The sequence below is a fragment of the Pseudomonas delhiensis genome (genome assembly GCF_900187975.1).
In the GTDB taxonomy this organism is placed as follows: Bacteria; Pseudomonadota; Gammaproteobacteria; order Pseudomonadales; family Pseudomonadaceae; genus Pseudomonas; species Pseudomonas delhiensis.
Genome location: NZ_FZPC01000015.1, coordinates 60,864 through 85,670 on the forward strand (window position 1 = coordinate 60,864; position 24,807 = coordinate 85,670).

Annotated in this window: 22 protein-coding genes; 17 read left to right on the forward strand and 5 right to left on the reverse strand. The window is 69.5% G+C overall.

The features are described 5' to 3' along the window. Positions 1-12 precede the first annotated feature (12 nt). From CHC02_RS14950 to CHC02_RS14965, 4 genes are all read left to right on the forward strand, one after another. Positions 13-606 (forward strand): VOC family protein, encoded by a 594-nt coding sequence (locus CHC02_RS14950; protein WP_089392247.1) that lies wholly within the window; start codon positions 13-15, stop codon positions 604-606. Positions 607-616: 10 nt separating this feature from the next. Then, positions 617-1,501, forward strand: a complete 885-nt coding sequence (locus CHC02_RS14955; RefSeq protein WP_089392248.1) for a fumarylacetoacetate hydrolase family protein — start codon at positions 617-619, stop codon at positions 1,499-1,501. Further along, a complete protein-coding gene (locus tag CHC02_RS14960) occupies positions 1,491-1,868 on the forward strand; it encodes a nuclear transport factor 2 family protein (RefSeq protein ID WP_089392249.1) in 378 nt (125 codons plus the stop codon). The genes CHC02_RS14955 and CHC02_RS14960 overlap by 11 nt, the downstream gene beginning before the upstream one ends. Before the next feature lie 93 nt (positions 1,869-1,961). Next, a complete protein-coding gene (locus CHC02_RS14965) occupies positions 1,962-3,323 on the forward strand; it encodes an outer membrane beta-barrel protein (RefSeq protein WP_089392250.1) in 1,362 nt (453 codons plus the stop codon). A gap of 59 nt (positions 3,324-3,382) precedes the next feature. Here CHC02_RS14965 and CHC02_RS14970 read toward each other — a convergent pair whose 3' ends face one another. Beyond that, entirely contained in the window at positions 3,383-4,261 is an 879-nt protein-coding gene (locus CHC02_RS14970; RefSeq protein ID WP_089392251.1) for an alpha/beta hydrolase, read from the reverse strand. Between the two features lie 59 nt (positions 4,262-4,320). After that, positions 4,321-4,896, reverse strand: a complete 576-nt coding sequence (locus CHC02_RS14975; RefSeq protein WP_089392252.1) for a nuclear transport factor 2 family protein — start codon at positions 4,894-4,896, stop codon at positions 4,321-4,323. Between the two features lie 108 nt (positions 4,897-5,004). Here CHC02_RS14975 and CHC02_RS14980 point away from each other — a divergent pair, with 108 nt between their 5' ends. Further along, positions 5,005-5,895 carry a LysR substrate-binding domain-containing protein gene (locus CHC02_RS14980; protein ID WP_089392253.1) on the forward strand — a complete coding sequence of 297 codons (891 nt, stop codon included), beginning with the start codon at positions 5,005-5,007 and terminating at the stop codon, positions 5,893-5,895. Positions 5,896-5,907: 12 nt separating this feature from the next. Here the strand turns inward: CHC02_RS14980 and CHC02_RS14985 are convergent, their stop codons facing one another. Then, positions 5,908-6,612, reverse strand: a complete 705-nt coding sequence (locus tag CHC02_RS14985; protein WP_244160934.1) for a GntR family transcriptional regulator — start codon at positions 6,610-6,612, stop codon at positions 5,908-5,910. Positions 6,613-6,784: 172 nt separating this feature from the next. Here CHC02_RS14985 and CHC02_RS14990 point away from each other — a divergent pair, with 172 nt between their 5' ends. The 7 genes from CHC02_RS14990 to CHC02_RS15020 all read left to right on the forward strand — a co-directional run bounded on the left by CHC02_RS14990 (position 6,785) and on the right by CHC02_RS15020 (position 15,298). Next, on the forward strand, positions 6,785-7,618 hold the full coding sequence (locus CHC02_RS14990; protein ID WP_089392254.1) for a fumarylacetoacetate hydrolase family protein: 834 nt from the start codon (positions 6,785-6,787) through the stop codon (positions 7,616-7,618). A 76-nt stretch (positions 7,619-7,694) separates the two neighbouring features. Beyond that, positions 7,695-8,615, forward strand: coding sequence for a VOC family protein (locus CHC02_RS14995; protein WP_089392255.1), 921 nt, complete (start codon positions 7,695-7,697; stop codon positions 8,613-8,615). 105 nt (positions 8,616-8,720) lie between these two features. Beyond that, positions 8,721-10,352, forward strand: a complete 1,632-nt coding sequence (gene mhpA / locus CHC02_RS15000) for a bifunctional 3-(3-hydroxy-phenyl)propionate/3-hydroxycinnamic acid hydroxylase MhpA (RefSeq protein WP_089392256.1) — start codon at positions 8,721-8,723, stop codon at positions 10,350-10,352. Between the two features lie 65 nt (positions 10,353-10,417). Next, on the forward strand, positions 10,418-11,770 hold the full coding sequence (locus CHC02_RS15005; protein WP_089392257.1) for an outer membrane beta-barrel protein: 1,353 nt from the start codon (positions 10,418-10,420) through the stop codon (positions 11,768-11,770). A gap of 30 nt (positions 11,771-11,800) precedes the next feature. Continuing rightward, complete coding sequence (locus tag CHC02_RS15010; protein WP_089392258.1) at positions 11,801-13,051, forward strand: MFS transporter; 1,251 nt, start codon at positions 11,801-11,803, stop codon at positions 13,049-13,051. Between the two features lie 248 nt (positions 13,052-13,299). Further along, complete coding sequence (locus CHC02_RS15015) at positions 13,300-14,259, forward strand: quinone oxidoreductase family protein (protein WP_089392259.1); 960 nt, start codon at positions 13,300-13,302, stop codon at positions 14,257-14,259. A 178-nt stretch (positions 14,260-14,437) separates the two neighbouring features. Beyond that, complete coding sequence (locus CHC02_RS15020; protein ID WP_089392260.1) at positions 14,438-15,298, forward strand: SDR family NAD(P)-dependent oxidoreductase; 861 nt, start codon at positions 14,438-14,440, stop codon at positions 15,296-15,298. Between the two features lie 37 nt (positions 15,299-15,335). Here CHC02_RS15020 and CHC02_RS15025 read toward each other — a convergent pair whose 3' ends face one another. Next, a complete protein-coding gene (locus CHC02_RS15025) occupies positions 15,336-15,932 on the reverse strand; it encodes a TetR/AcrR family transcriptional regulator (protein WP_089392261.1) in 597 nt (198 codons plus the stop codon). 169 nt (positions 15,933-16,101) lie between these two features. Here CHC02_RS15025 and CHC02_RS15030 point away from each other — a divergent pair, with 169 nt between their 5' ends. The 5 genes from CHC02_RS15030 to CHC02_RS15050 all read left to right on the forward strand — a co-directional run bounded on the left by CHC02_RS15030 (position 16,102) and on the right by CHC02_RS15050 (position 22,782). Beyond that, complete coding sequence (locus CHC02_RS15030) at positions 16,102-17,586, forward strand: flavin-containing monooxygenase (RefSeq protein ID WP_089392262.1); 1,485 nt, start codon at positions 16,102-16,104, stop codon at positions 17,584-17,586. Positions 17,587-17,668: 82 nt separating this feature from the next. Continuing rightward, positions 17,669-19,114: an aldehyde dehydrogenase family protein gene (locus CHC02_RS15035; RefSeq protein ID WP_089392327.1), complete on the forward strand. Its 1,446-nt coding sequence runs from the start codon at positions 17,669-17,671 to the stop codon at positions 19,112-19,114. 102 nt (positions 19,115-19,216) lie between these two features. Further along, the gene (locus CHC02_RS15040) at positions 19,217-21,028 is read left to right on the forward strand and encodes a DUF1302 domain-containing protein (RefSeq protein WP_089392263.1); all 1,812 of its coding nucleotides are present in this window, start codon (positions 19,217-19,219) and stop codon (positions 21,026-21,028) included. Positions 21,029-21,041: 13 nt separating this feature from the next. Then, on the forward strand, positions 21,042-22,415 hold the full coding sequence (locus tag CHC02_RS15045) for a DUF1329 domain-containing protein (protein ID WP_089392264.1): 1,374 nt from the start codon (positions 21,042-21,044) through the stop codon (positions 22,413-22,415). Between the two features lie 142 nt (positions 22,416-22,557). After that, a complete protein-coding gene (locus tag CHC02_RS15050; protein ID WP_089392265.1) occupies positions 22,558-22,782 on the forward strand; it encodes a hypothetical protein in 225 nt (74 codons plus the stop codon). Between the two features lie 657 nt (positions 22,783-23,439). Here CHC02_RS15050 and CHC02_RS15055 read toward each other — a convergent pair. Further along, a complete protein-coding gene (locus CHC02_RS15055; protein WP_089392266.1) occupies positions 23,440-24,642 on the reverse strand; it encodes an NAD(P)/FAD-dependent oxidoreductase in 1,203 nt (400 codons plus the stop codon). Between the last annotated feature and the right edge of the window lie 165 nt (positions 24,643-24,807).

Genomic DNA, 24,807 nt, shown 5'->3' on the forward strand with positions numbered 1-24,807 from the left:
AGGAGAACCGAAATGAGCGTTTCCCCGAACCGGACCCCCGTCATCGCCGCCGGCGAGCGCGTGGTCCCGATGAAGATGGCGCACCTGGTGTTCCGCTGCGCCGACCGCAAGGCCATGGTCGACTGGTACCGCAAGCTGTTCCAGGCCGAGCTGGTGTTCGAGGACGAGATCCTCACCTTCATCACCTACGACGACGAGCACCACCGCCTGGCGTTCTTCAACATGCCGCACCTGCCGCCCAAGTCCGACGAGGTTACCGGCGTGCACCACATCGCCTACAGCTACGGGCACATCGACGACCTGCTGCGCACCTACCTGCGCCTGAAGGAGGAGGGCATCCGGCCGTATTGGTGCATCAACCACGGCCCGACCACCTCGCTGTACTTCCGCGACCCGGAGGGCAACGACATCGAGCTGCAGGTGGACAACTTCAGCGACGCCGCCGATGCCGCGGCCTTCTTCCACAGCGAAACCTTCGCCAACGACCCCATCGGCCTGGAGTTCGACCCCGACGCCATGGTCGAGCTGTGGCTCGGCGGCGCCAGCGAGGCCGAGCTGTGCCGCCTGGGCACCGCCGGCACCGGCACCCGCACCGTACTGGGATGAGGAAACGAACATGAAACTCTGCACCTTCAAGACCCCCGGCGGCCTGGTCGGCGTCGGCCTGGTGACCGCCGGCGGCGTCATCCGCGTCGCCGACCACCTGTCCGCCGCGCCGCGCGACATGATCGGGCTGATCGGCGAATGGCAACATTGGCAGGAGCCGCTGCGGCGCCTGGCGCAGGTCCAGCCGGCGGACTTCGCCCTCGACGAGGTGACCCTGCTGGCGCCGGTGCCGCGCCCGGGCAAGATCCTCGGCATCGGCCTGAACTACGCCGACCACGTCGCCGAGTCGGGCATGGCCACGCCGGCGGACCAGCTGTGGTTCGCCATGATGAACACCTCGGCCAACGGCCCCTGCGCGCCCATCGACCTGCCGCTGGTGTCGGAGCAGCTGGACTACGAGGCCGAGATGGTCTTCGTGATCGGCAAGCGCTGCCGCCACGTCAGCCGCGAGCAGGCGCCGCAGGTGATCTTCGGCTACTGCGCGGGCAACGACGTGAGCGTGCGCGATTGGCAGCTGCGCACCTCGCAGTTCGTCCTCGGCAAGTCCTTCGACGGCCACGCGCCCTTCGGCCCCTGGCTGGTCACCCCGGACGAGGTGGGCAACCCCCACGAGCTGGGCATCCGCTGCTTCGTCAACGACGAGAAGCGCCAGGACTCCAACACCCGCGAGCTGATCTTCGACTGCTACCAGCAGGTGGAGCACCTGTCGAAGGTGATGACCCTGGAGCCGGGCGACGTGATCTACACCGGCACCCCCGGCGGCATCGGCGGCGGCTTCAAGCCGCCGCGCTGGCTGCGCGAAGGCGACCGGGTGCGGGTGGAGATCGACCGCCTGGGCGCCATCGAGAATGTCGTTCGCGCCGAGCGCGTGGCGGGAGACGGCCATGGACGTTGAAGCCATCCAGCAGGAAATCCTCCGTCTTGAAAGCGAGCGCTGCCGCGCCCTGGTGCAGCGCGACCTGCAGGCCCTGGCGGCGCTGATGGACGACGGCCTGGTGCACGTGCACGCCACCGGCAAGGTGGACGACAAGGCGCAGTACCTGGAGATGGTCGCCCGCCACATCGACTTCCTCAGCGTCGAGCGCAGCGCGATGAGCGTGCGCGTGCACGGCGACACGGCCATCGCCAGCGGCCGCCTGGAGCAGGCCATCGTCCTGCGCGAGAGCGGCGAGGAGCGGCTGATGAAGGCCTACGCCACCCAGGTGTGGCTGCGCGGGGAGGGCGGCTGGCGGCAGTGTGCCTTCCAGGCCACCAACACCTGACCCCTGCAAGTCCGCGGGCCGGCGACGGCCCGCGCCGGCAGGGACGCCGGACCTCACGCCAACGACAGAAAACAACAACAAGAGTCCATATTCATGAACAACATCCGGGTGAAAGCGCTGGGTGCGGTGCTGGCCGCCTTCGCGATAATCGACTGCCACGCCGAGCCGGCCGGCGAGCCCGCCGAAGGCACGCTGTTCCGCAGCCTGTTCGGCGACGGCCTGCAGCGCGACTACGGCATCACCACCTCCTTCCTGCTCGACATCGGCTACTCCCGCAACAACCGCTCCACCCACGACGAGCGCCGCGACGGCCTCAGCAACCTCCCCGTCACCGGTTTTTCCGACGAGGGCTTCGAACTGGGCAGCCTGCACCTGTTCGTCGACAGGCCGCTCAAGGCCAACTTCATCCCGCGCATCACCCCCTTGCCCGGGCCCAAGCCCGACACCGCGGACTTCGGCTTCACCTTCGAGACCCTCTATGGGCGCAACGCGCAGTTCTCCCGGGCCTTCGGCTGGGACATGCACTGGGACGTCAACTCGCCCGGCGACGACGACACCGAGAAGGCCCGGCGCGACAGGCAGAACTTCGTCTCCACGCCCAACCTGGCCGCCACGGCGTACCTGCCCTACGGGCCGGGCTTCACCCTGATGGCGGGTATCTTCGGCCCGGCCTTCGGCTACGAGATCCCGCCGAACATCCGCCTCGCCCGCAACCCCTTCGCCAGCCGCACCTACGCCTTCGTCAGCAACCTGGTGACGGTCAGCGGGGTGATGCTGGGCTCCCGCCTGCTCGACGGCCCGCAGGGGCTGCTGGGGGTGGAACTGGGCGTGGCCCAGGGCTGGAGCAACCTGCGCGACAACAACGACGACAAGGCGCTGTTCGGCGCGCTGCGCTGGCGCACGCCCGACATGCAGACCTGGGTCGACTACGAGTTCATGCTGGGCAACCAGCAGAACGACAGCGTCAAGGACGTGCAGGCGCCGACCTCGCGGCTGATCTCCCCGGACGGCCAGCTCCGGCAGCAGCATTCGCTGAACGGCTGGCACCGCTTCGACGAGCGCTGGTCGATGGGCGCGGAGCTGGTCTACGGCCGCCAGGACGGCGACGGCAAGCCGTCGACCGTGGACATCATCACCGGGCCGGGCTTCGATGGCGCCCATTGGTGGGGCGTCAACGCGGTGGTCACCTACCAGATCGGGCCCGACCTGTCGTTCTCGGTGCGCGGCGAGCATTTCAGCGATCCGGACGGCTTCACGCTGTTCCCCACCACCACCGCCCGCGGGGACTTCAACGCCATCACCAGCGGCTTCCGCTACGAAGTCAGCAAGAACCTCTCGCTGCGCCCGGAGCTGCGCTATGACTGGTTCGACGCCCACGAGCACGATCGCCCGTTCGGCAACGGCCGGGATCGCGACCAGTTGACGGCGATGGTGGAAGCGCTCCTGTACTTCTGACGATCAATGAAAAAGCCCTGGCAGCCCAGGCTGCCAGGGCTTTTCTGCCGGCCCGGAACCTATGCGCGGGCGGCGCAGCGTTTGGCGAATGCCAGTTGCTGCAACTGGAAGGCCTCGCCCGAGCGGTGGAAATCGATGCAGTGGCCGGCGTCCCTGAACAGTGCCGCATCCATCTCCGGGCAGTTGACGAAGGCATCCGCGAAGCGCTGGATGGTCGCCTCGTCCACCGGCCACAGCTGTTCGAACTCGGGCTGCCGATAGTGCACCGGCACCTTGACCTGCGCAGCCAGCCGGCCGACCTGCTTCGGCCAGTGCATGCCGATGTCGATCAGCTCGCTGCGCGGGGCGGGGGCGCTCGCCCCGTAGCTGGCCTGCGGCATGACGCCTTGCTCGTAGGTGCCCGGCGGGCCGAAGAAGAACCCGTCCATCGCCTCCGGCGGCACGCTGACCAGGGCCTGTTCCGCGGGCACCTGGTTCCACTTGTCCTTGGAGGCCGGCACCGGGTCGAGCCCGACGCCGGAGATGGCGATGCCCAGCAGAGGCCAGGAGGGCTGGCGCGCGGCGATGGCGATGGTGATGGCTCCGCCGATCGAATGGCCGACCAGGACGATGCCGCAGGCCTTGTGCGAATAGCTGTGCCACAGGCCATGGATGGCCGAGTCGAGAATCTCCGCGTTGTCCATGATGCTTGGCGCGTTGGCGGCGTAGTCCGCGCTCAGGCCATAGCCCGGGCGGTCGATGGCGAAGATCGGCAGCTGTTGCGCCTGCGCCCGGTCCAGCAGCGAATGGCCCGCCACGTCGAAGTAGCGGGAGGAATAGGTGCCGCCGTGGATGGCGATGATCAGCGGGTGCCGATCCGGGCTTTCGGCTTCCGGTATCCGCCCGCGGCCGGACAGCGTGACGCCCAGCCCGCGGAAGACATAGTCCTGCTTGCACATGGTTTTTCGCTCCTCTTCTTGTTGTTGTGGTTTTCCGATCGTTTGGCCTCGGCCGAAGGCTAGGCGGCGAGCCAGGCCTGGGCCGTTTGCCGCATGGCACGCTCCAGCTCGCTGCCGCGAGTGGCGAAGGTCCGGCCCAGGGGAAAGCCGCTCTTCTCCAGCAGGTAGGCCAGGGGCGCGTACTCGCGCGGATAGCGCTCCAGCACCTGCGCCTCGACCGCCACGGGCCCGCGCGGGAAGCTGAAGCCGCCCATGTCGTAGATGCTCTGGCGCTTGAGCAGCCTCCACTGGCCGTCGCGTTTTTCCGCCAGGTCGTAGAAGCGGTTGTGCACGCTGCAGCCCAGGCCCAGGCGCACGTTCTCGGCGACTATCACCGCGTTGGTCTCGACGATGGCGCGCTCGCCGTTCATCTCCACCACCGGCGTGCCGATCAGGTGCTTGGTGCGCAGGTCGGAGGCGCCCATGCGCCGCGAGCCTTCGATGAAGTCGGAGAAGGGGCCTTCGAACCAGGTGACCTCGATCACCCCGTCGGGGTGGAACAGCCCGGCCAGGCGCTCCCACTGGCCGAGGTCGCGGTGGATCCAGCCGGTGATCAGGTCGGTGATCTGCAGGCGGTCTTCAAGGTAGCTATGCATGACGTGTTCTCTTGCTTGTGGGAAATCGCCTCAGCATCTTCCCGCACGGTAGCGAACTCAAATAGATTGATCTGAATGATCAATCACTAATCATGAAGGACCTGGCCCATGGACCTGCGTCACCTGCGCTACTTCCTCGCCGTCGCCGAGGAAGGCCATTTCGGCCGCGCCGCCCAGCGCCTGCACATCGTGCAGTCGGCGCTGAGCATGCAGATACGCGCCCTGGAAGAGGAACTCGGCGGCCCGCTGTTCGTGCGCACCAGCCGCCGGGTGGAACTGACCGAGGCCGGCCGGCTGCTGCGCGGCGAGGCCGAGCGCACCCTGGCCCAGGCCGAGCACGCGCAGCGCACGGTGCAGCGGGCGCTGCGCGGGGAGATGGGCACGGTGCGCATCGGCTTCGCCGGCAACGCCGTGTTCAGCGGCCGGCTGATGAGCGACGTGCGGGCCTTCCACGCCGCCTACCCGGAGGCCGAGGTGGTGCTGCGCGAACTGGCGCCGCACCTGCAGGTCGAGGCGATCCAGGCCGGCCAGCTGGACGTCGGCTATGCCCCCAGCCACGGCGGGCAGATCGTCGACGACTCGCTGTGCTTCGAGCGCATCGGCACCTGGCCGCTGCTGGTGGCCATGCCCGACAGCCATCCGCTGGTCGATGCCCAGCCGCTGCAGGTGTCGATGCTCGGCGCGGAGCCGCTGATCGTCTATGCCGCCCATGGCGCCGACGAGAACATGCTCGGCGGCCTGCGCCGGGCGCTGGGGCGCGAGCCCAAGGTGCACCGCACCAGCAGCACCCTCAGCGTGCTGGCGCTGGTGGCCGCCGGCATGGGCGTGGCGCTGGTGCCCGAGCCGCTGCTGCAGGTGCACATCCCGGGGGTGGCCTACCGCCGGCTCGACGGCATGGAGCCGCAGGCCGACCTGCTGCTGGTCAGCCGCAACGAGGAAACCGGCGGCGCCGTGCGCGCCTTCCTGGGGATCGCCCGCCAGGGGCTGGCCGGCGAGTGAGCCAGGGGCCGCTCAGCCCTTGAGCGCCTCATGGGCCAGCACGCTGCGGGTAGTGGTCTCGTAGTGCTGCGCCAGCAGCGCGCAGGCCTTGTCCACGTCGCGCGCCAGGGCGGCGTCGAGCAGCTCGCGGTGTTCGCCGGGGACGTCGCGGCTGGCGCTGTCGTTGTAGTGCACCGAGAGCATGCGGTAGCGCGCGGTCTGGTCGCGCAGCATGTGCGACAGGCGCAGCAGCCAGGGCGAGCGGCAACTGCCGATCAGCGCCTCGTGGAAGGCCACGTGGGCGTTTTCCCATTCCGGCTTCAGCAGCCGTTCCGGGCCTTCGACGATGGGCAGGCGGTCCAGGCGGTGGTGCGCGGCGATCAGGCGGCTTTCCCACTCCAGGTCGCCATGGCGGATGGAGTCGGCCAGGGCCTGGCATTCGATGAGCAGGCGGGTGTCGGTGATGTCGCGGATTTCGTCGGCGGAGATGCGCCCGACGCTGAAGCCCTTCTGGTCCTCGGCGCTGACGAAGCCGCTGGCGGCCAGGCGCGACAGCGCCTCGCGCAGGGGGATGACGCCGGCGTCGTAGTGCTCGGCCAGCTCCTTCAGGCGCAGGCGGCTGCCCGGCGCCAGGCGGCCGTTGATGATGTCTTCGCGGACCCGGGCCTCCAGTTGCGAGGCCATGGTGCGCTTCTCCGAGGCTTCGGGCTGTTCCGCCCAGCGTTCGGCTCGGTTCATGGGCTGTTCCACGGATGATGACGGATGAGGCAGATGATACACACGGGAGCCTTTTATCGATAATTCTGAAAAAATATATTTTATCGTTGACGGCATATTTTATCGGGATTAGCTTAGGGCCCATACCGCACTGCCTGGCGGTCGTCACGAACCACAACAAGAGGTCTGCTCCATGCGCTACGTTCGCTTCTCCCACCAAGGCCGCCCGGTACTGGGCGTTCGCACCGCCGAAGGCGTCCGGGTCCTCGGCGAGGAAACCCTGGAGTCGCTGCTCGAGCGCGGCGTCGACCTCGCCACCTACGGCGCCCGGGCCCAGGGCCCGCTGGTGCAGATCGGCGAGCAGGACTACCTGCCGCTGATGAAGAAGCCCGGCAAGATCGTCTGCGTCGGCCTGAACTACGCCGATCACACCAAGGAATCGCCCTACGCCCAGCCGGACTACCCGACGCTGTTCCCGCGCTTCAACAGCAGCCTCATCGGCCACAACCAGCCGCTGGTGCGCCCGCGCATCTCCGACACCCTGGACTACGAGGGCGAGATGGCCGTGGTGCTCAAGAGCGGCGGCCGGCACATTCCCAAGGCGCAGGCGCTGCAGCACGTGGCCGGCTACGCGCTGTTCAACGAGGGCTCGGTGCGCGAGTACCAGTTCAAGTCGCCGCAGTGGACCGTGGGCAAGAATTTCGACGACACCGGCGCCTTCGGCCCGGACCTGGTGACCGCCGACGAACTGCCGGCCGGCGGCAAGGGCCTGCTGCTGCAGACCCGCGTCAACGGCAAGGTGGTGCAATCGGCCAATACCGAGGACATGCTGTTCGACGTGGCCACCATCATCTCCACCCTCAGCGAGGCGGTGACCCTGGAAGCCGGCGACGTGATCGTCAGCGGCACCCCGGCCGGCGTCGGCTTCGGCATGGATCCCAAGGTCTACCTGAAGGCCGGCGACGTGGTGGAAGTGTCCATCGAAGACATCGGCACACTGGTCAACCCGGTGGTGGACGAAGCCTGACCCCGGGCGGTTCCCGGCCAGATCGAAGCCTCCCGCTCCGAGGCTTCGACGACAAGAACAACAATCGGAGGCGATCATGACTCCCACCATCCGTGGTGTGCATTCGATCGATCATTACGCGCTGTTCGTGCCCTCGCTGGATGACGCGCGCCAGTTCTTCGCCAGCTTCGGCCTGGAAGTCGGCGAAACCCCGGACGCCCTGGAACTGCGGGCCGCCGACGGCCACCGCTGGGCGCGGATGCTGCCGGGGCCGCGCAAGAGCCTGGCCTACCTGAGCTTCAACTGCTTCGCCGAGGACTACCCGGCCCTGCGCCAGCAGGCCGAGGCCGCCGGCGCGCGCTTCGAGGCCGGCGACGGCGAGGGCTTCTGGTTCCGCGACCCCGACGGCAACCTGCTGCAGGTGAAGGTCGGCGCCAAGCACATGCCCGACCACAAGCAGCTGGCGGCGCCGGCCCGGCCCGCCGTGCGCGGCGTCGGCACCCGCGACGCCGTGGCCCAGGTGCGCCCGCGGCGGCTTTCCCACGTGCTGCTGTTCAGCCCCGACGTGCCCCAGGCGGTCACCTTCTACGAGCGGGCCCTGGGGCTGCGCCTGTCCGACCACTCCCAGGACATCATCGCCTTCACCCACGCCCCCCACGGCTGCGACCACCACCTGGTGGCCTTCTGCAAGAGCGGCGCCAAGGGCTTCCACCACGCCGCCTGGGAAGTGGACGGCGTCGACGACGTCGGCAACGGCGCCGAGCAGATGGCCAACGCCGGCTACCGCGAGGGCTGGGGCACCGGGCGGCATTGCCTGGGCTCCAACTACTTCCACTACGTCCGCGACCCCTGGGGCTCGTTCTGCGAGTACTCGGCGGACATGGACTTCATCGACGCCGGCAGCCAGTGGCCGGCGGGCGACTTCCCGCCCGAGAACTCGCTGTACCTCTGGGGCCCGAGCGTCCCCGAGTATTTCGTCCGCAACACCGAGGCGGACAGCGCGCCGGCCAAAAGCTAGCGCACCCAGCGACGCAGGCCGCTCCTTCGTCCCAAGCACTTTCCTGCCGTCCGGGGAAGCGGGGAGCGGCTTGCCTAAAACCAACCCGGTTTCAGGTCAGCACAGATGAACGAAAACAAGATCCACGACGTGGCCATCGTCGGCTACGGGCCGGTCGGCCAGACCCTCGCCATCCTCCTCGGCCGCATGGGCTACAGCGTCGCCGTGTACGAGCGCTGGCAGTCCCTCTACCCGCTGCCGCGCGCGGTGTTCCACGACCACGAGATCCGCCGCGTGTTCCGCATGATGGGCCTGGAGGAGGAGCTGAAGGAAATCTCCCAGCCCTCGGCCTGCTACCAGTGGTTCAACGCCGACTGGAAGGTGCTGGTGGAGATCGACTGGTCCGCCGAGTCGATCAGCGACGGCCCCTTCGGCTACCTGTTCAACCAGCCGGGCCTGGAGGCCATCCTCGATCGCCGGGCCAAGGCCATCGCCAACGTCGAGGTCCACCAGGGCTGGGAAGTGCTTGGGCTGAGCCAGGACGAGCAGGGCTGCGAACTGCGCCTGCAGCGCACCCAGCGCGGCGACCCGGCGCAGGCCGCCGAGCAGCGCACGGTGCGCGCCCGCTACGTGATCGGCGCCGACGGCGCCAACAGCGTGGTGCGCCGCGAGTGCGGCATCGACTGGCTGGACCTGGGCTTCCAGGAAGACTGGCTGGTGGTCGACCTGCAGCCCAACCCCGGCGTCGAGCTGGACGTGCCGGACATCGGCCAGTGGTGCAACCCGGCGCGGCCGACCACCATGGTCCCCGGCGGCCCCGGCTACCGCCGCTGGGAATTCATGCGCCTGCCCCACGAGAGCATCGAGGACCTGCAGAGCACCGACAAGGTCTGGGAACTGCTGGCGCCCTGGGTCACCCCGGACACCGCCACCCTGGTGCGCCACGCCGTCTACCAGTTCCGCTCGCGCATCGCCGAAACCTGGCGCCACGGCCGCGTGCTGCTGGCCGGCGACGCCGCGCACCTGATGCCGCCGTTCATGGGCCAGGGCATGTGCTCGGGCATCCGCGACGCCTGGAACCTGTCCTGGCGCCTGGACCTGGTCTTCTGCGGCATCTGCTCGGAGCAACTGCTGGACAGCTACACCCTGGAGCGCAAGCCGCAGATCCGCGCGGTGATCGACGCCTCGGTGGCGATGGGCAAGGTGGTCTGCGTGGCCGACCCGCAGAAGGCCGCCGAACGCGACGCCGCCTTCCTCGCCGGCGAAGTGCCGCCGCTGCCGCCGTTCCCCGGCCTGGTCGACGGCGTGGTGCACAAGGACGAGCGCAACGGCCGCGCCCTGGGCCCGGCCGGCTGCCTGGGCGTGCACGGCGAAGTCGAATGGGACGGGCGCCGCCAGCGCTACGACGACGCCTTCGGCCGCGGCTTCCACCTGCTGAGCCTCGGCGACGACCCGCTGGCCGGGCTGGACGAGGCGCACAAGGCGCTGCTCGAACAGCTGGAAGTGAAGGCCGTGCGCCTGAGCGAGGACGGCGCGCCGGGCACCTGCCGCGACCTCTCCGGCAAGTACCACCAGTTCCTCCGCGCCGCCGGGCTGCAGGCCGTGCTGGTACGCCCGGACTTCTACATCTACGGCGGCATCGGCCACGCCAGCGAACTGCCGCAACTGCTCGACGCGCTGCGCCGCGACCTGGCGCTGCGGCAGGGCCCGGGCGGCGCGCTGCGGGAGGCGCGCCGGCCGCTCGCCGCCCAGCTGTAGGTTCCCCCCGTCCGCGGGGCAGCCCCCCGCGGACCCTTCTGAAAACAACAACAAGAGACAGATCGATGCACAACATCAAGGTGAAAACGCTTGGTGCGGTCCTGGCCGCCCTGGCGATCGTCGAATGCCATGCCGCCGAGGCGCCGGCGCCGGGGGAGGGCGCTCTGTTCAAGGGCCTCTTCGGCGACAGCCTGGAGCGCGACTACGGCATCACCGTTTCCAACCTGCTGGACATCGCCTACGTGCGCAACAACCGCTCCACCCACGACGAGCGCCGGGACGGCCTGAGCAACCTGCCGCTCACCGGCATGTCCGACGAGGGCCTGGAGTGGGGCAGCCTGCACCTGTTCGTCGACAAGGCGCTCAAGGGCACCTTCGTGCCACGCATCACCCCGCTGCCGGGGCCCAGGCCGCAGGACTTCGCCTTCGGTTTCACCTTCGAGGCCAACTACGGCCGCAACGCCCAGTTCGCCCGCACCTTCGGCTGGGACATGCACTGGAACCTGAACGAGGACGACGCCGCCAGGGCGCAGAAGGACAAGGACCGTTTCCTCGCCGTCCCCAACATCGCCGCCACCGCCTACGTGCCCTACGGCCCGGGCTTCAACTTCATGGCCGGGGTGTTCGGCCCGGCGCTGGGCTACGAGATACCGCCGAACATCCGCCAGGCGCGCAACCCCTTCGCCAGCAAGACCTACGCTTTCGTCAGCGAGCCGGGCACCGTCTCCGGGGTGCTGGTGGGCGCCCGCCTGCTCGATGGCGACCCCGGCATCCTCGGCCTGGAGCTGGGCGTGGTGCAGGGCTGGAACAACCTGCGCGACAACAACGACGGCAAGTCGGTCATGGGCGCCCTGCGCTGGCGCACGCCGGACATGAACACCTGGGTCGACTACGAATTCATCGTCGGCGACGAGCAGAACGACAGCACCTCCGACGTGCAGGCGCCGACCGCGCGGCTGATCGCCGACAGCGGCCAGCTCAAGCAGCAGCACTCGCTCAACGGCTGGCACAGGTTCGACGAACGCTGGTCCATGGGCGCCGAGGTGGTCTACGGCCACCAGGCCGGCGACGGCAAGCCGACCACCCTGGACATCGTCAGCGGCCCGGGTTTCGACGGCGCCCACTGGTGGGGCGCCAACGCGGTGCTGACCTACCAGTACCGCCCGGACCTGTCGTTCTCCGTGCGCGGCGAGCATTTCAGCGACCCGGACGGCTTCATCCTGTTCCCCACCAGCAGCGCCCGCGGCGACTACAACGCCCTCACCGGCGGGCTGCGCTGGGATGTGACCGGCAACCTCTCGCTGCGCCCGGAGGTCCGCTACGACTGGTTCGACGCCCGCGACCACGACCGCCCCTACGGCAACGGCCGCGACCGCTCGCAACTCTCCACCATGGTCGAAGCGCTGTTCTACTTCTGACCGCCCGCCACCGCCCCGAGTACCCATGCCATGCACAACAATGACAACACGTGGAATGCGCGCTACGAATACACCGCCGTCGCCATGCTCGCCCTGGGCTTCGGCCTGGTCGGCCTGGACCGCTTCATCATCCTGCCGCTGTTCCCGGTGATGATGAGCGAGCTGCAGCTGGACTACCAGGACCTGGGCAACATCTCGGCGGTCCTCGCCATCGCCTGGGGGATTTCCTCGATCTTCATGGGCCGGCTGTCCGACCGCATCGGCCGGCGCAAGGTGCTGATCCCCGCGGTGCTGCTGTTCTCCCTGCTGGCCGGGTTGTCCGGGCTGGCCAACGGCGTCGCCGCGCTGCTGCTGATCCGCGCGGTGATGGGCGTCTCCGAGGGCGCCTTCACGCCCACCGCCATCGCCGCCACGGCGGAGTCCTCGCAGCCGTCGCGGCGCGGGCTGAACATCGGCATCCAGCAGGCCTTCTTCCCGATCCTCGGCCTGGGCCTGGCGCCCATCCTCGCCACCCAGCTGCTGCTGGTGCTGCCGTCCTGGCGCTGGGTGTTCGTGGTGGTCTCGCTGCCCGGCTTCCTGCTCGCCTGGTGGATGTACCGCAGCCTGCGCGAGACCCGCGTGGCGGCGGCACCTGCCCAGGCGCAGGAACCGGAGCAGGGCCGCTGGCTGGATGCGCTGCGCTATCGCAACGTGCCGCTGAACATCCTCGGCATGTTCTGCATGCTCACCAGCCTGTTCGTGCTCAGCGTGATGATGCCCAACTACCTCACCGACTACCTGCACCTGGGCGTGCAGCAGATGGGCTTCGTCATGTCCGCCATCGGCCTGGGCGGCTTCGTCGGCCAGCTGGTGCTGCCGGGGCTGTCCGACCGCCTGGGGCGCAAGCCGGTGGTGCTGGGCAGCTTCGCCGCCACCGGCGCCTGCATCTGGCTGCTGATGCACACCGGGGCCGAGCCGCTGGTGCTGTTCGCCCTGCTGTTCCTCACCACCTTCTTCAACTTCAGCATGATCTGCATGACCGTCGGCCCGCTCACCGGCGAGTCGGTGCCGCTGCCCCTGGTATCCACCGCCACCGGCCTGGTGGTGGGCATAGGCGAGGTGTTCGGCGGCGGCGTGGCCCCGGCGCTGGCCGGCTACATCGCCCAGCACCACGGCATCCAGTACACCCTCTACCTGGCCCTGGGCGGCGTGGCGCTGGGCCTGCTGGTCGCCTGCCTGCTGCGCGAGACCGCGCCGCTGCGCCGCGGGCTGCCGGCCGGGCAGGGCGGGGAGGTGGCCTGAAGCGATAGTGCCGACAGGAGGTCGGCACGACGAGGCCGGGCCTGCCGTCCCGGCTTCGTTTTCGTCATGCGCCGGATGCGCATGCCGCCGCCGGCGCTACCCGCGCCCGGCGGCGTTCTTCCCTCGCGCCGGGCTCGGGCGGCGTCGGTCACGAGCCGGCGCCGCCCGGTCTTCGCCGGGCCCGCATGGCTGGCGCCACGGGGCTGGCCGGGCGAGAATCGCTGTTTTGTGCCTTGGAGAAACCCGCAATGAAAGCCGCCATCGTCCATTCCTTCGACCAGCCGCCGCGCTACGGCGAGATAGACGCGCCGCAGGCCGCCGCCGGCGAGGTGCTGGTGCGCGTGCGCGCCGCCGCGCTCAGCCAGCTGGTGCGCGCCCAGGCCAGCGGCAAGCACTACAGCAGCGGCAAGACCCTGCCGGTGGTGCCCGGCGCCGATGGCGTCGGCCTGCTGGAAGACGGCAGCCGCGTGTACTTCGCCTTCCCCCGCGCGCCCATCGGCGCCATGGCCGAGATGGTGGCGGTGGATGCGCGCCAGTGCGTGGCCATCCCCGAGGGCGTCGACGACATCACCGCGGCGGCCATCGCCAACCCCGGCATGTCGTCCTGGGCGGCGCTGCAGGAGCGCGCGCACTTCAAGCCCGGCGAAAGCGTGCTGGTCAACGGCGCCGCCGGCGTCTCCGGGCGCCTGGCCATCCAGGTGGCCAGGCACCTGGGCGCCTCCCGCGTGGTGGTCACCGCGCGCAACCCGGCGGTGGAAGCGGAACTGCGCGCCCTGGGCGCGGACGACTTCATCCGCCTCGACCAGCCGGCCGAGCGACTGACCGCCGCCTTTCGCGAGGAAATCCAGGGCCGCGGCATCGACGTGGTGCTCGACTACCTGTGGGGCCCGCCGGCGGCCTGCATCCTCGACGCCGTGGTCAGCCACGGCAGCGGCAAGGCCGCGCCGCGCCTGCGCTTCGTCAACATCGGCTCGCTCGCCGGGGCGAGCATCCCGATGAGCCCCGGCGCGCTGCGCAGCTCCGGCCTGGAGCTGCTCGGCAGCGGCCTGGGCAGCGTGTCCAACGAAGGCCTGGTGAAGGTGGTCGGCCAGCTGCTGCAGGCCATCGAACCGGCCGGGCTGAAGGTGGACGCCGAGGCGGTGCCGCTGAGCGAGGTCGAGTCGGCCTGGCAGCGCAACGCCGCCGAGCGCATCGTCTTCACCCTGTGATCCAGCGGCGGCCGCGCCGGGGCAGGGCGCGGCCGCCGTCATCCCTCCCATCGATGAGCGTGCCGGTGCGCTGCGGTGGTTTGACCTTGCGCCAGTTTTAAGGTAATCACCTTAGGCATGTGGCCCGCTCCGCCGCCCGCCGTGCCTTCCGGCGCGGCCGATAGGTGGGGTGTGCCGTATGGCGAACGATCCCGAGGAGGATGCCGCGTTGTCGAAACTGGCCAGCTACTACAAGAACAAGATCGCCGTGGTCACCGGTGCCGGCTCGGGCATCGGCCGGGCCATCGCCCAGCAGCTGGGCGCCCTGGGGGCCCGGGTGTACTGCACCGACGTCGATGGCGCGGCGGCGCAGCGGGTCGCCGCGGCGTTGCCCGATGCCGTGGGCGAGGCGCTGGACGTCACCGACGCCGAGGCGCTGGCGGCCTTCGCCGCGCGCGCGTATGCCCGGGAGGGCAGGGTGGACCTGCTGTTCAACAACGCCGGCGTCGGCCATGCCGGGCGGGTGGAGGACACCGAGCTGGCGGACTGGCGCTGGGTCTTCGAGGTCAACCTGATGGGCGTGGTGCACGGCATCCACGCCTTCCTGCCGCGCATGCTGGCGCAGCCCGGGCGCGGGCACATCGTCAACACCGCCTCCGGCGCCGGGCTGATCCCCATGCCGCGCACCGCGCCCTACTGCGCCTCCAAGCACGCGGTGGTCGGGCTGTCGCAGTCGCTGGCGGCGGAGCTGGCCGGGCGCAACGTCGACGTCACCATCCTCTGCCCCGGCACCATCGACACCGCGATCATCCGCAACACCCGCATGCGCGGGGCCGGCGCCGAGCAGCGGCAGTCGCGGGCCATCGACTACTACGCGCGGCGCGGCGTGTCGCCCGACCGGGTGGCGCTGGACGTGCTCACCGACGTCAGCAAGGGCCGGCTGTTCTGCGTCACCCCGCGCAGCGAGGTGGGCGTCGGCTGGCTGCTGCAGCGCCTGTCGCCGCGGCTGATGCAGCGGATCATGCGGGCGCGCATGGACAAGGTCGAGGCCGTGGACTGAGCGCCACGGCGGCGGGGCCGGCAGGCGGCCCCGCGGCTTATTCGGCCTGGCCGGCGGCGGCCGCGCGGGTGTCGCGCGAACGCACCAGGTAGGGCTCGAACAGCGCCGCCATCTGGTTGTAGCCCCAGTTCAGGTGCTTGCGGGTGACCCGCACGATGCCGTGCCGCGAGTGCAGGTATTCGATCCAGTAGGTGGAGACGATCCAGGCGTTTTCCAGCAGCGCCTCGATCTGTTCCTCGCGCAGGTTCATGCGGCCGCTGCCGATCATCGCCAGCAGCTTGGCGCGGCCGTGGGCCTGGACCTCGTCGGAGAGCGCCTGCAGGCGCTGGCGCAGGCTGGGGTCGAGGGCGAACAGGGTCATGCTGTCGCGGTAGAAGAAGCGCCATTCCCACATCAGCTGGAACCACAGGTGCAGGTCGTCCTGCTGCGAGGCCACGCGCACCTGTTCGGCGGCGAAGGCCTCGAACAGTTCGCTGACGATGTCGGCCTTCTTCTTGAAGTAGTAGTACAGGTTGCCCTCGTTGATGCCCGCCGCCTCGGCGATGGCCGCGGTGGTCACGGCGGCGACGCCGGTAGTGTTGAACAGCTTGCGGCACGTGACCAGGATGCGCTCCCGGGTGTTCTGGCGCTTCATGGGGTTCACCTGTTCGGCGGTTGACATTATAAGGTGTTCACCTTAGATTCGGATTTAAGGTGCTCACCTTAAAGGTGGCAACCGGTCTTTCGCATCTTAGCGACGCTTCAGCGCATAAAAAAGCATCCCCCGGCCGCGCCGGGGGTACGACAACAGCGTGGAGATCCAGATGTCGGTCGAGCATTTCGATGTGCTGGTGGTGGGCGCCGGGCTGTCCGGCATAGGCGCCGGCTACCACCTGAAGACGCGTTGCCCGGAGCGCAGCCTGGCGATTTTCGAGGCGCGCGAATCCATCGGCGGCACCTGGGACCTGTTCCGCTACCCGGGCGTGCGCTCGGACTCGGACATGTTCACCCTCGGCTACGCCTTCCGCCCCTGGAAGGCCGGCAAGGCCATCGCCGATGGCGCCAGCATCCTCGACTACATCCGCGACACCGCGCGGGCGTTCGGCATCGACCGGCACATCCGCTTCGGCCACCGCATCCTCTCGGTGGCCTGGTCGTCGCCGCGCGCGCTGTGGCAGCTGCAGGTGGAGGTTGGCGGCGAGCTGCGCGGCTTCACCTGCAACTTCCTCTACCTGTGCAGCGGCTACTACCGCTACGACGCCGGCTACCTGCCGGCCTTCCCCGGCATCGAGCGGTTCCAGGGGCGCCTGGTGCACCCCCAGCAATGGCCGCAGGACCTCGACTACAAGGGCAAGCACATCGTCGTGGTGGGCAGCGGTGCCACCGCCGTGACCCTGGTGCCGAACCTGGCCGGCGAGGCGGCCCACGTCACCATGCTGCAGCGCTCGCCGTCCTACGTGCTGTCGCTGCCGGACGCCGACGCGCTGGCCGATGCCCTGCGCAGGCTATTGCCGGAGAAGCTGGCGCACCGGCTGGTCCGCGCCAAGAACGTGCTGCTGAGCCTGTTCATGTACCGCCTCTGCCGGCACCGCCCGGCGCTGGCCAAGCGGCTGATCCGCGGCGGCATGCGCCGCCACCTGGGCGAGGACTTCCCCCTCGACCCGCATTTCGCGCCCAGCTACCAGCCCTGGGACCAGCGCCTGTGCCTGGTGCCCAACGGCGACCTGTTCCGCGCCCTGCGCCAGGGCAGCGCCTCCATCGTCACCGACCACATCCAGGGCTTCGGCGAGAACAGCGTGCGCCTGGCCTCGGGCCAGGAACTGGCGGCGGACATCCTGGTCGCCGCCACCGGCCTGGAGCTGGTGCCCTGCGGCGGCATCCGCTTCGAGGTCGACGGGCGCCCGGTCGCGGTCGGCGACACCTACAGCTACAAGGGCCTGATGATGTCCGGGCTGCCCAACGCGGCGGTCTGCGTGGGCTACACCCACGCGTCCTGGACGCTGCGCGCGGACCTCGCGTCCCTCCATGTCTGCCGCCTGCTGCGCTACATGCGGCGCAAGGGCTACAGCCACTGCGTGGCGCAGGTCGAGGACCCGGCCATGCAGCGCGAGCCGCTGCTGGACCTGCAGGCCGGCTACATCCTGCGCGCCGCGCACCTGTTCTCCAAGCAGGGCCCGGGCAAGCCCTGGCGGCAGAAGCAGAACTACCTGGGCGACCTGCTGGACCTGAAGTATGGCCGCCTGGAGCACCCCAGCCTGAAGTTCCACCGCGCCACGCCAGTCGGGCAGGCCCTGCACCCCGGCACCTGAGCGACGCCGCTGCAGCTTCCCGTGACGATGACGAGGGCCGGCGCCAGCGCCGGGCCCGGTACCAGACTGCGAAGGGATGACCATGGCCTTTATCGAACGTGAAACCACCGGCGCCGGCGATGCGGCGCAGATCGCCGAACTGCAGCGGCTGCTGGCCGCCCAGCGCCGCGCCTTCCTCGACGAGCCGATGCCCAGCCTGGCCCAGCGCCTGGCGCTGCTGGGCAACCTGGCGAACATGCTGCTGAGCCACCGCACGCGCATCCAGGAGGCCATCGCCAGCGACTTCGGCAGCCACCCGCGGCAGTTCAGCGACCTGGTGGAGTGCCTGGGCGTGGCGGCCCGCGCGCAGTACGCCGCGGAGCATCTTGTGGGCTGGATGAAGCCCCAGGCGCGGGCCCTGGACCCGGCCCTGTACGGCAGCGCCAACGCCTACGTGCAGCCGCAGCCCAAGGGCGTGGTCGGCAACATGGCGCCGTGGAACTTCCCCTTCGACATCGGCCTGGGCCCGGTGGTGGAGATGCTCGCCGCCGGCAACCGGGTGATCGTCAAGCCGTCCGACCTGGCGCCGGCCTGCAGCGAGCTGCTGCTGGAGATGCTGGCCGCTCACTTCGACCCCGAGCAGCTCGGCGCGGTGGCCGGCGGCCTGGACCTGGCCCGGGCCTTCGCCGAACAGCCCTGGGACCACCTGATGTACACCGGCAGCACCGAGGTCGGCCGCTCGGTGGCGGTGGCCGCGGCGCACAACCTGGTGCCCACCACCCTGGAGCTGGGCGGCAAGTGCCCGGCGATCATCGCCCCCGGCGGCCTGGACGAGGCGGCGGTGGAGCAGATCGTCGGCTGCAAGACCATCAAGAACGGGCAGATGTGCGTGACCGTGGACTACGTGCTGGTGCACGAGGACGAGCGCGAGCGCTTCGTCGAGATGGTCGGCGCCTTGCTGGACAGCCGCCTGCCGGGCTACGCCAGCCGCGCCGACACCACCGGCATCATCAACGCGCGCCACCTGCAGCGCCTGCTCGGCTACCTGGACGACGCCCGCGCCAGGGGCGCCAGCCTGGTGCAGTTCGGCGGCGAGGCGCAGCCCCAGGCGCGGCGCCTGCCCTTCACCCTGGCCCTGGACGTCGACGACGGCATGCAGCTGATGCAGCGGGAAATCTTCGGCCCCATCCTGCCGGTGCTGACCTACCGTGAGCTGGACCAGGCCATCGCCTACGTCAACGCCCACGAGCGGCCGCTGGGCATCTACGTGTTCTCGGCCCACCCGGCCAGCGCCCACCGGGTGCTCGGCCGCACCGTTTCCGGCGGCGTCTGCATCAACTGCGCGGCGCTGCAGGCCGCGGTGCCCAGCCTGCCGTTCGGCGGCATCGGCAAGAGCGGCAGCGGGCGCCACCACGGCCATGAGGGCTTCCTCGAATTCTCCAACCTGCGCTCGGTGGTCGAGCGCGGCAACGACGACCTGGTACGCGCCCTGTTCGCCCCCTACGGCGAGCTGGCCGACGCGCTGATCGCCGCCGCCACCGGCGGCTGAGCAACGGGCCGCCGACCCTTGCGGTCGCGCGGCGAATGCCGTCCCCGCCACGGCCCGTGGCCGGGGAGGGCGTGGATTGAGTCACCCATCAAGGAGCGCCACATGACAACAACAATAAGGTACGCCGGCTTCACCCCGAAACTGCTGGCGGTGCTGGTGGGCGTCGCGGCCAGCGTCGATGCCCGGGCGGTGAGCTTCAACATCGGCGAGATCCAGGGGCAGTTCGACTCCTCGCTGTCCATCGGCGCCAGCTGGAGCACCCAGAGTCCCAAGCAGGACCTGATCGGCGCGGCCAACGGCGGCCACGGCTTCACCCAGACCAACGACGACGGCCGGCTGAACTTCAAGCAGGGCGAGACCTTCTCGAAGATCTTCAAGGGCATCCACGACCTGGAGCTGAAGTACGACGACTTCGGCGTCTTCGCCCGCGGCAAGTACTGGTACGACTTCGAGCTCAAGGACGAAAGCCGGCAGTGGAAGGACATCGACGACCACGGCCGCAAGGAGGGCGCCAAGTCCTCAGGCTTCCAGCTGCTCGACGCCTTCGGCTACTACAACTACAACATCGCCGAGAAGCCCGGCAGCATCCGCCTGGGCAAGCAGGTGGTGAGCTGGGGCGAGAGCACCTTCATCCTCAACTCCATCAACAGCATCAACCCCATCGACGTCGCCGCCTTCCGCCGCCCCGGCGCCGAGATCAAGGAAGGCCTGATCCCGGTGAACATGGCCTTCATCTCCCAGGGCCTGACCGACCAGCTGTCGATGGAGGCCTTCTACCAGCTGGAGTGGGACCAGACCGTCATCGACAACTGCGGCACCTTCTTCTCCACCACCGACGTGGCCGCCGACGGCTGCCGGAGCAACTACAACATCCTCGACCCGGCCTCGGTCAACGCGCTCAACGCGCCGGCGACCAAGGCCGTGCTCAACTCCCTGGGCGTCACCGTCACCCCCGAGGGCCTGATGGTGCCGCGCGGCGCCGACCGCGACGCGCGCGACTCCGGGCAGTGGGGCCTGGCCCTGCGCTGGCTGGGCGACAACACCGAGTACGGCGCCTACTTCATGAACTACCACAGCCGCACGCCCATCGTCAGCATGCAGAACGCCGGCCGCACGGACATCGGCAATGCCCTGCGGGCGCTCTCGAGCCCGGCCACCGCGGCCCTGGCCCAGCCTATCCTGCTCGGCCGCGGCAGCTACTTCCTCGAATACCCCGAGGACATCCGCCTGTACGGCCTGAGCTTCTCCACCACGCTGCCCAGCGGCACCGCCTGGAGCGGCGAGATCAGCTACCGGCCGAACATGCCGCTGCAGACCAACACCACCGACCTCACCCCGCTGCTGGCCACCACCGTGGCCGGCGGCTTCGCCAGCGGCGGCGTGGCCGGCGCGCTGGGCGAGGCCGGGCAGGTCAGCCACGGCTACATCCGCAAGGAAGTCACCCAGGCGCAGACCACCTTCACCCAGTTCTTCGACCAGGTGATGGGCGCCGACCGCCTGACCCTGGTGGGCGAACTGGGCCTGACCTACGTCGGCGGCATGACCGACGACGTCGGCGAACGCTACGGCCGCGACGCCGTCTACGGGGTGCCGGAGAACCCGGCGGCGGCCAGCCGCTACGGCAGCCACGGCTTCTACACCTCGTCGTCCTGGGGCTACCGCGCGCGGGCCATCTGGGACTACCCGAACGTGATCGCCGGCATCAACCTCAAGCCCAACCTGGCCTGGTCCCACGACGTCGACGGCTATGGCCCGGTGTTCAACGAAGGCAGCAAGGCCGCCAGCATCGGCCTGGACGCCGACTACCAGAACACCTACACCGCCAGCCTTTCCTACACCAACTTCTTCGGCGGCGATTACAACACCATCACCGACCGCGACTTCGTCGCGCTCAGCTTCGGCGTGAACTTCTGAGGAGGGACCCTACATGAACAAGCCCAAGATCCCGCTGCACGCCATCGCCCTGGCCCTCGGCCTGCTGGCGGGCTACGCGCAGGCCGCGGCCACGCCGGACGAACTGGCCAGGCTCGGCGCCTCGCTCACCCCGCTGGGCGCCGAGAAGGCCGGCAACGCCGACGGCAGCATCCCGGCCTGGGACGGCGGCCTCAAGCCCGACGCCGCGCCGGTCACCGCCAACGGCTTCCTCGGCGACCCCTACGCCGGCGAGCAGCCGCTGTTCGTCATCACCGCGAAGAACCTGGACCAGTACCGCGCGCGCCTGTCCGAAGGGCAGCTGGCGATGTTCCAGCGCTACCCGGACAGCTACCGCATGCCGGTCTACGCCAGCCACCGCTCCAACGCGGTGCCCCAGGCCATCTACGCGGCGGCGCGGCTGAGCGCCGAGAAGACCCGCCTGATCCCCAGCGGCAACGGCCTGGAGGGCTTCGCCGAGAGCCGCTACTACGCCTTCCCCATCCCGCACGACGGCCTGGAGGTGGTGTGGAACCACATAACCCGCTACCGCGGCGGCAACCTGCGGCGCCTGTACGTGCAGGCCGCGCCCCAGGTCAACGGCAGCTACAGCCTGGTCAACTTCGAGGACGAGGTGGCCTTCCCCGACAAGATGCCCGACCTGCCGGCGGACACCGCCGCCAACGCGCTGCTGTACTTCAAGCAGCAGATCACCGCGCCGGCGCGCCTGGCCGGCAACGTGCTGCTGGTGCACGACTTCCTCGACCAGGTGAAGCAGCCGCGCATGGCCTGGCTCTACAACGCCGGCCAGCGCCGCGTGCGGCGCGCCCCGCAGGTGGCCTACGACGGCCCCGGCACCGCTGCCGACGGCCTGCGCACCTCGGACAACTTCGACATGTACAACGGTGCGCCGGACCGCTACGACTGGAAGCTGGTGGGCAAGAAGGAGCTGTACATCCCCTACAACAACTTCCGCCTGGCGGCGCCGACGGTGAAGTATGCCGACATCCTCGAGGCCGGCCACACCAACCCGCAGCTGGCGCGCTACGAACTGCACCGAGTGTGGGTGGTGGAAGCGACGCTGAAGAGCGGCGAGCGCAACATCTACGCCAAGCGCCGCTTCTACCTCGACGAGGACAGTTGGCAGATCGCGATGTCCGACCTCTACGACGGCCGCGGCCAGCTGTGGCGGGTGGGCCGCGCCATGCTGATGCCGTACTACCAGCGCGAGGTGCCGGCCTACGCCTTCGAGGAACTCAACGACCTGATCGCCGGGCGCTACATCGTCACCGGCCTGAGCAACGAGGAGAAGACCTTCGTGCAGTTCGACCTCAAGGCCTCGCCGGCCGACTTCACGCCCTCGGCATTGCGCAGCACCGGGGTGCGCTGAGGCCCTGCCACCGCCCTGCGCGCGCGGACGGGCGGCCCCTGGGCGCCGCGGCACGATAGCCGCGCCCGGCAAACTTCCGTCGTATTGCCCAGCGGCCGCCGGGAACCGAGAATGCGGCCTTCCGGGCAAGAGGTGAGCCGCCATGATCCTGCGCGGTATGGCACAGATGCACATCGACGACCTGCCCCCCCGGTTCCAGACGCTGGTCCGGGGGCTGGCGGGCGTGGAGCCGTTGGGGTTCGTCTGGGTGGTCTTCTACCAGGGGCGCATCTTCGGGGCCTACCCCTGCGCCGACCTCGCGTTGCGCAAGGTGACCGAGATCGAGCACTGCATCAGCGAGGACGAGGTGCCCAGCGCGCAGGGGTGAGCCGGGGGCAATCGCGGACGGAGTCTCCTACGATCGTGCTTCCTGGAACCGTAGGAGCAACTGTCTTGCAGGCCATGCCGAGGTTGCTCTTCGTAGGAGCGAGCTTGCTCGCGAACAGGTTCCGCTGCGGGGCTTATTCGCGAGCAAGCTCGCTCCTACGAGAAGCAGTGCCCGCCGGCAGGGTAGGAGCGGGCCCTGCCCGCGAATCGCGCGCAGGGCGCGCTCCTACAGGTGGGACAGCGGTGGCGGGGTAGGAGCAGCTGTCTATTGGGTTTGGGTGTAGCGCGCCGCTCCGAGTGCGTTGATGTCTCTCGTTTCGCCCCCTCGGGCGAGTCCCTTTTGTCAAACGGTGGAAGGCCACCCCCGCAAAAAGGAACCAAAAAGGCTTGCCCCGACATACGGGCCCGATGGAGCTGGGCTACCCTCGCGAACTCCCCCGCCACGGAGGCCCGCCCCGACAGCACGTCCCTGTGCTGATCGGGGCTCTAGCGACATCCATGTCGCATGACCTCCTGAGCGCGGGTTTCGCTCGGCCTTCTGAAGGGGCGTTCCGGTGCGCTCGGTTGTTTCTCTGGAAGTCCAAACGCCAGAGCAAAAGCGCTTTTGCTCTTCGTAGGAGCGAGCTTGCTCGCGAACCCTGGCTTCCCGCGTCCGCGATCAGGCCACCGGAATGAGCGGATCGGCCGCCGCCAGGGCGATGCTGCGGTCGGCCGCCGGCGGGTAGATCCACAGGGTGTTGATCTGCGTCTTCAGCTCCTTGGCCGGTTGCCCGACCAGCTTGACCTGGCGGTCCCAGCCCTCGGTGTACACCGCGCCCCAGGCGCCCAGGTCCAGGCAGGTCACGTACTTGGGCTGGCGGTAGGTGGTGGGCGGCACGCCCAACAGGTCGGCGGCGGCGTTGTTGCCGGCGTGGCGGCCCAGGGAGATGGCGTGCTGACAGGACATCACCGCGTGGTTGCCGAGGTCGTCGGTGGCGGCGTAGGCCACGTCGCCGGCGGCGAATATCCTGCCTTGGCCGCGTACCCGGAGGTTGCCGTCCACGTGCAGGCGGCCCTGGGCGTCGCGCTCGCCGCTCACCTGCCCGGTCAGCGGGCTGGCGCGGAAGCCCACGGTCCAGATGAGCGTGTGGCTGTCGATGCGGCGGCCGTCGGCGAGGGTCACGCCATTGGCGTCCACCGCCGCGACGCTGGCGCCGGGCAGCCATTCGATGCCCAGTTCCCTGGAGGCCTCGACGATGGACGGGCGGATGCCGTCGCCCAGGGCGGCGGCCACCTGCGCGCCGCGGTCGACGATGACCACGCGGATGTCCTGGTCCGCGCCCAGCGCCTGGCGCAGGCGCGCCGGCATCTCGGTGGCGGTCTCGATGCCGGTGAAGCCGCCGCCGGCGATCACCACGGTGTTGCGCGCCGGGCTGGCGGGCCGCTCGCCCAGGGCCTTGAGGTGTTCTTCCAGGCGTGCCGCGGACTCGATCTGGTCGACGTCGAAGGCGTGGCTGTCCAGGCCCGGCACCGGCGGCCGGGCGAGCTGGCTGCCGGTGGCCAGCACCAGGCGGTCGTAGCCCAGCTCGCCCTGGCGGCCGGCGGCGTCGCGGTAGCCGACGGTCTGCGCCTGCTCGTCGATGCGCTCGGCGGTGCCCTGGACGAAGCGTATGCCCACGGTGTCGAACAGGGCGTCCAGCGGGGCGAACATGCGGTCCACGCCGGGCTCGTAGAAGCGCGGGCGGATGCGCAGCTCCGCCTGGGGCGCCAGGAGGGTGACCTGCACGTCGTGACGGTCGTGCCTGTCCAGCAGGCGTGCCGCGCTCAAGGCGCTCCAGAGCCCACCGAAGCCTGCGCCAACGATCAGAATCTGCTGTTTCATGACTTGCTCCCGAATAGGTGAGGGGATGAATGACCTTGAAGTTTCGGCTTCAGGTCCGGCGTGACGAGCATCGTGCCGGCATTGGCTGCATCCGATCGTCCGCTGTGGAATTCATGCTATTCGGGGGGTATGCGGCGCACACTTCTACATGCGGTCGGCGAAATA

Bases quoted from the DNA above. Each gene is read 5' to 3' on its own strand.
- CHC02_RS15010 (WP_089392258.1), top strand. From the start codon at position 11,801: ATGCACAACAATGACAACACGTGGAATGCGCGCTACGAATACACCGCC.
- CHC02_RS15005 (WP_089392257.1), top strand. From the start codon at position 10,418: ATGCACAACATCAAGGTGAAAACGCTTGGTGCGGTCCTGGCCGCCCTG.
- CHC02_RS15015 (WP_089392259.1), top strand. From the start codon at position 13,300: ATGAAAGCCGCCATCGTCCATTCCTTCGACCAGCCGCCGCGCTACGGC.
- CHC02_RS14965 (WP_089392250.1), top strand. From the start codon at position 1,962: ATGAACAACATCCGGGTGAAAGCGCTGGGTGCGGTGCTGGCCGCCTTC.
- CHC02_RS14970 (WP_089392251.1), bottom strand. From the start codon at position 4,261: ATGTGCAAGCAGGACTATGTCTTCCGCGGGCTGGGCGTCACGCTGTCC.
- CHC02_RS15055 (WP_089392266.1), bottom strand. From the start codon at position 24,642: ATGAAACAGCAGATTCTGATCGTTGGCGCAGGCTTCGGTGGGCTCTGG.
- CHC02_RS15050 (WP_089392265.1), top strand. From the start codon at position 22,558: ATGATCCTGCGCGGTATGGCACAGATGCACATCGACGACCTGCCCCCC.
- CHC02_RS14980 (WP_089392253.1), top strand. From the start codon at position 5,005: ATGGACCTGCGTCACCTGCGCTACTTCCTCGCCGTCGCCGAGGAAGGC.
- CHC02_RS14975 (WP_089392252.1), bottom strand. From the start codon at position 4,896: ATGCATAGCTACCTTGAAGACCGCCTGCAGATCACCGACCTGATCACC.
- CHC02_RS14995 (WP_089392255.1), top strand. From the start codon at position 7,695: ATGACTCCCACCATCCGTGGTGTGCATTCGATCGATCATTACGCGCTG.
- mhpA (WP_089392256.1), top strand. From the start codon at position 8,721: ATGAACGAAAACAAGATCCACGACGTGGCCATCGTCGGCTACGGGCCG.
- CHC02_RS14955 (WP_089392248.1), top strand. From the start codon at position 617: ATGAAACTCTGCACCTTCAAGACCCCCGGCGGCCTGGTCGGCGTCGGC.
- CHC02_RS14990 (WP_089392254.1), top strand. From the start codon at position 6,785: ATGCGCTACGTTCGCTTCTCCCACCAAGGCCGCCCGGTACTGGGCGTT.
- CHC02_RS14985 (WP_244160934.1), bottom strand. From the start codon at position 6,612: ATGAACCGAGCCGAACGCTGGGCGGAACAGCCCGAAGCCTCGGAGAAG.
- CHC02_RS14960 (WP_089392249.1), top strand. From the start codon at position 1,491: ATGGACGTTGAAGCCATCCAGCAGGAAATCCTCCGTCTTGAAAGCGAG.
- CHC02_RS14950 (WP_089392247.1), top strand. From the start codon at position 13: ATGAGCGTTTCCCCGAACCGGACCCCCGTCATCGCCGCCGGCGAGCGC.
- CHC02_RS15030 (WP_089392262.1), top strand. From the start codon at position 16,102: ATGTCGGTCGAGCATTTCGATGTGCTGGTGGTGGGCGCCGGGCTGTCC.
- CHC02_RS15040 (WP_089392263.1), top strand. From the start codon at position 19,217: ATGACAACAACAATAAGGTACGCCGGCTTCACCCCGAAACTGCTGGCG.
- CHC02_RS15020 (WP_089392260.1), top strand. From the start codon at position 14,438: ATGGCGAACGATCCCGAGGAGGATGCCGCGTTGTCGAAACTGGCCAGC.
- CHC02_RS15025 (WP_089392261.1), bottom strand. From the start codon at position 15,932: ATGAAGCGCCAGAACACCCGGGAGCGCATCCTGGTCACGTGCCGCAAG.
- CHC02_RS15035 (WP_089392327.1), top strand. From the start codon at position 17,669: ATGGCCTTTATCGAACGTGAAACCACCGGCGCCGGCGATGCGGCGCAG.
- CHC02_RS15045 (WP_089392264.1), top strand. From the start codon at position 21,042: ATGAACAAGCCCAAGATCCCGCTGCACGCCATCGCCCTGGCCCTCGGC.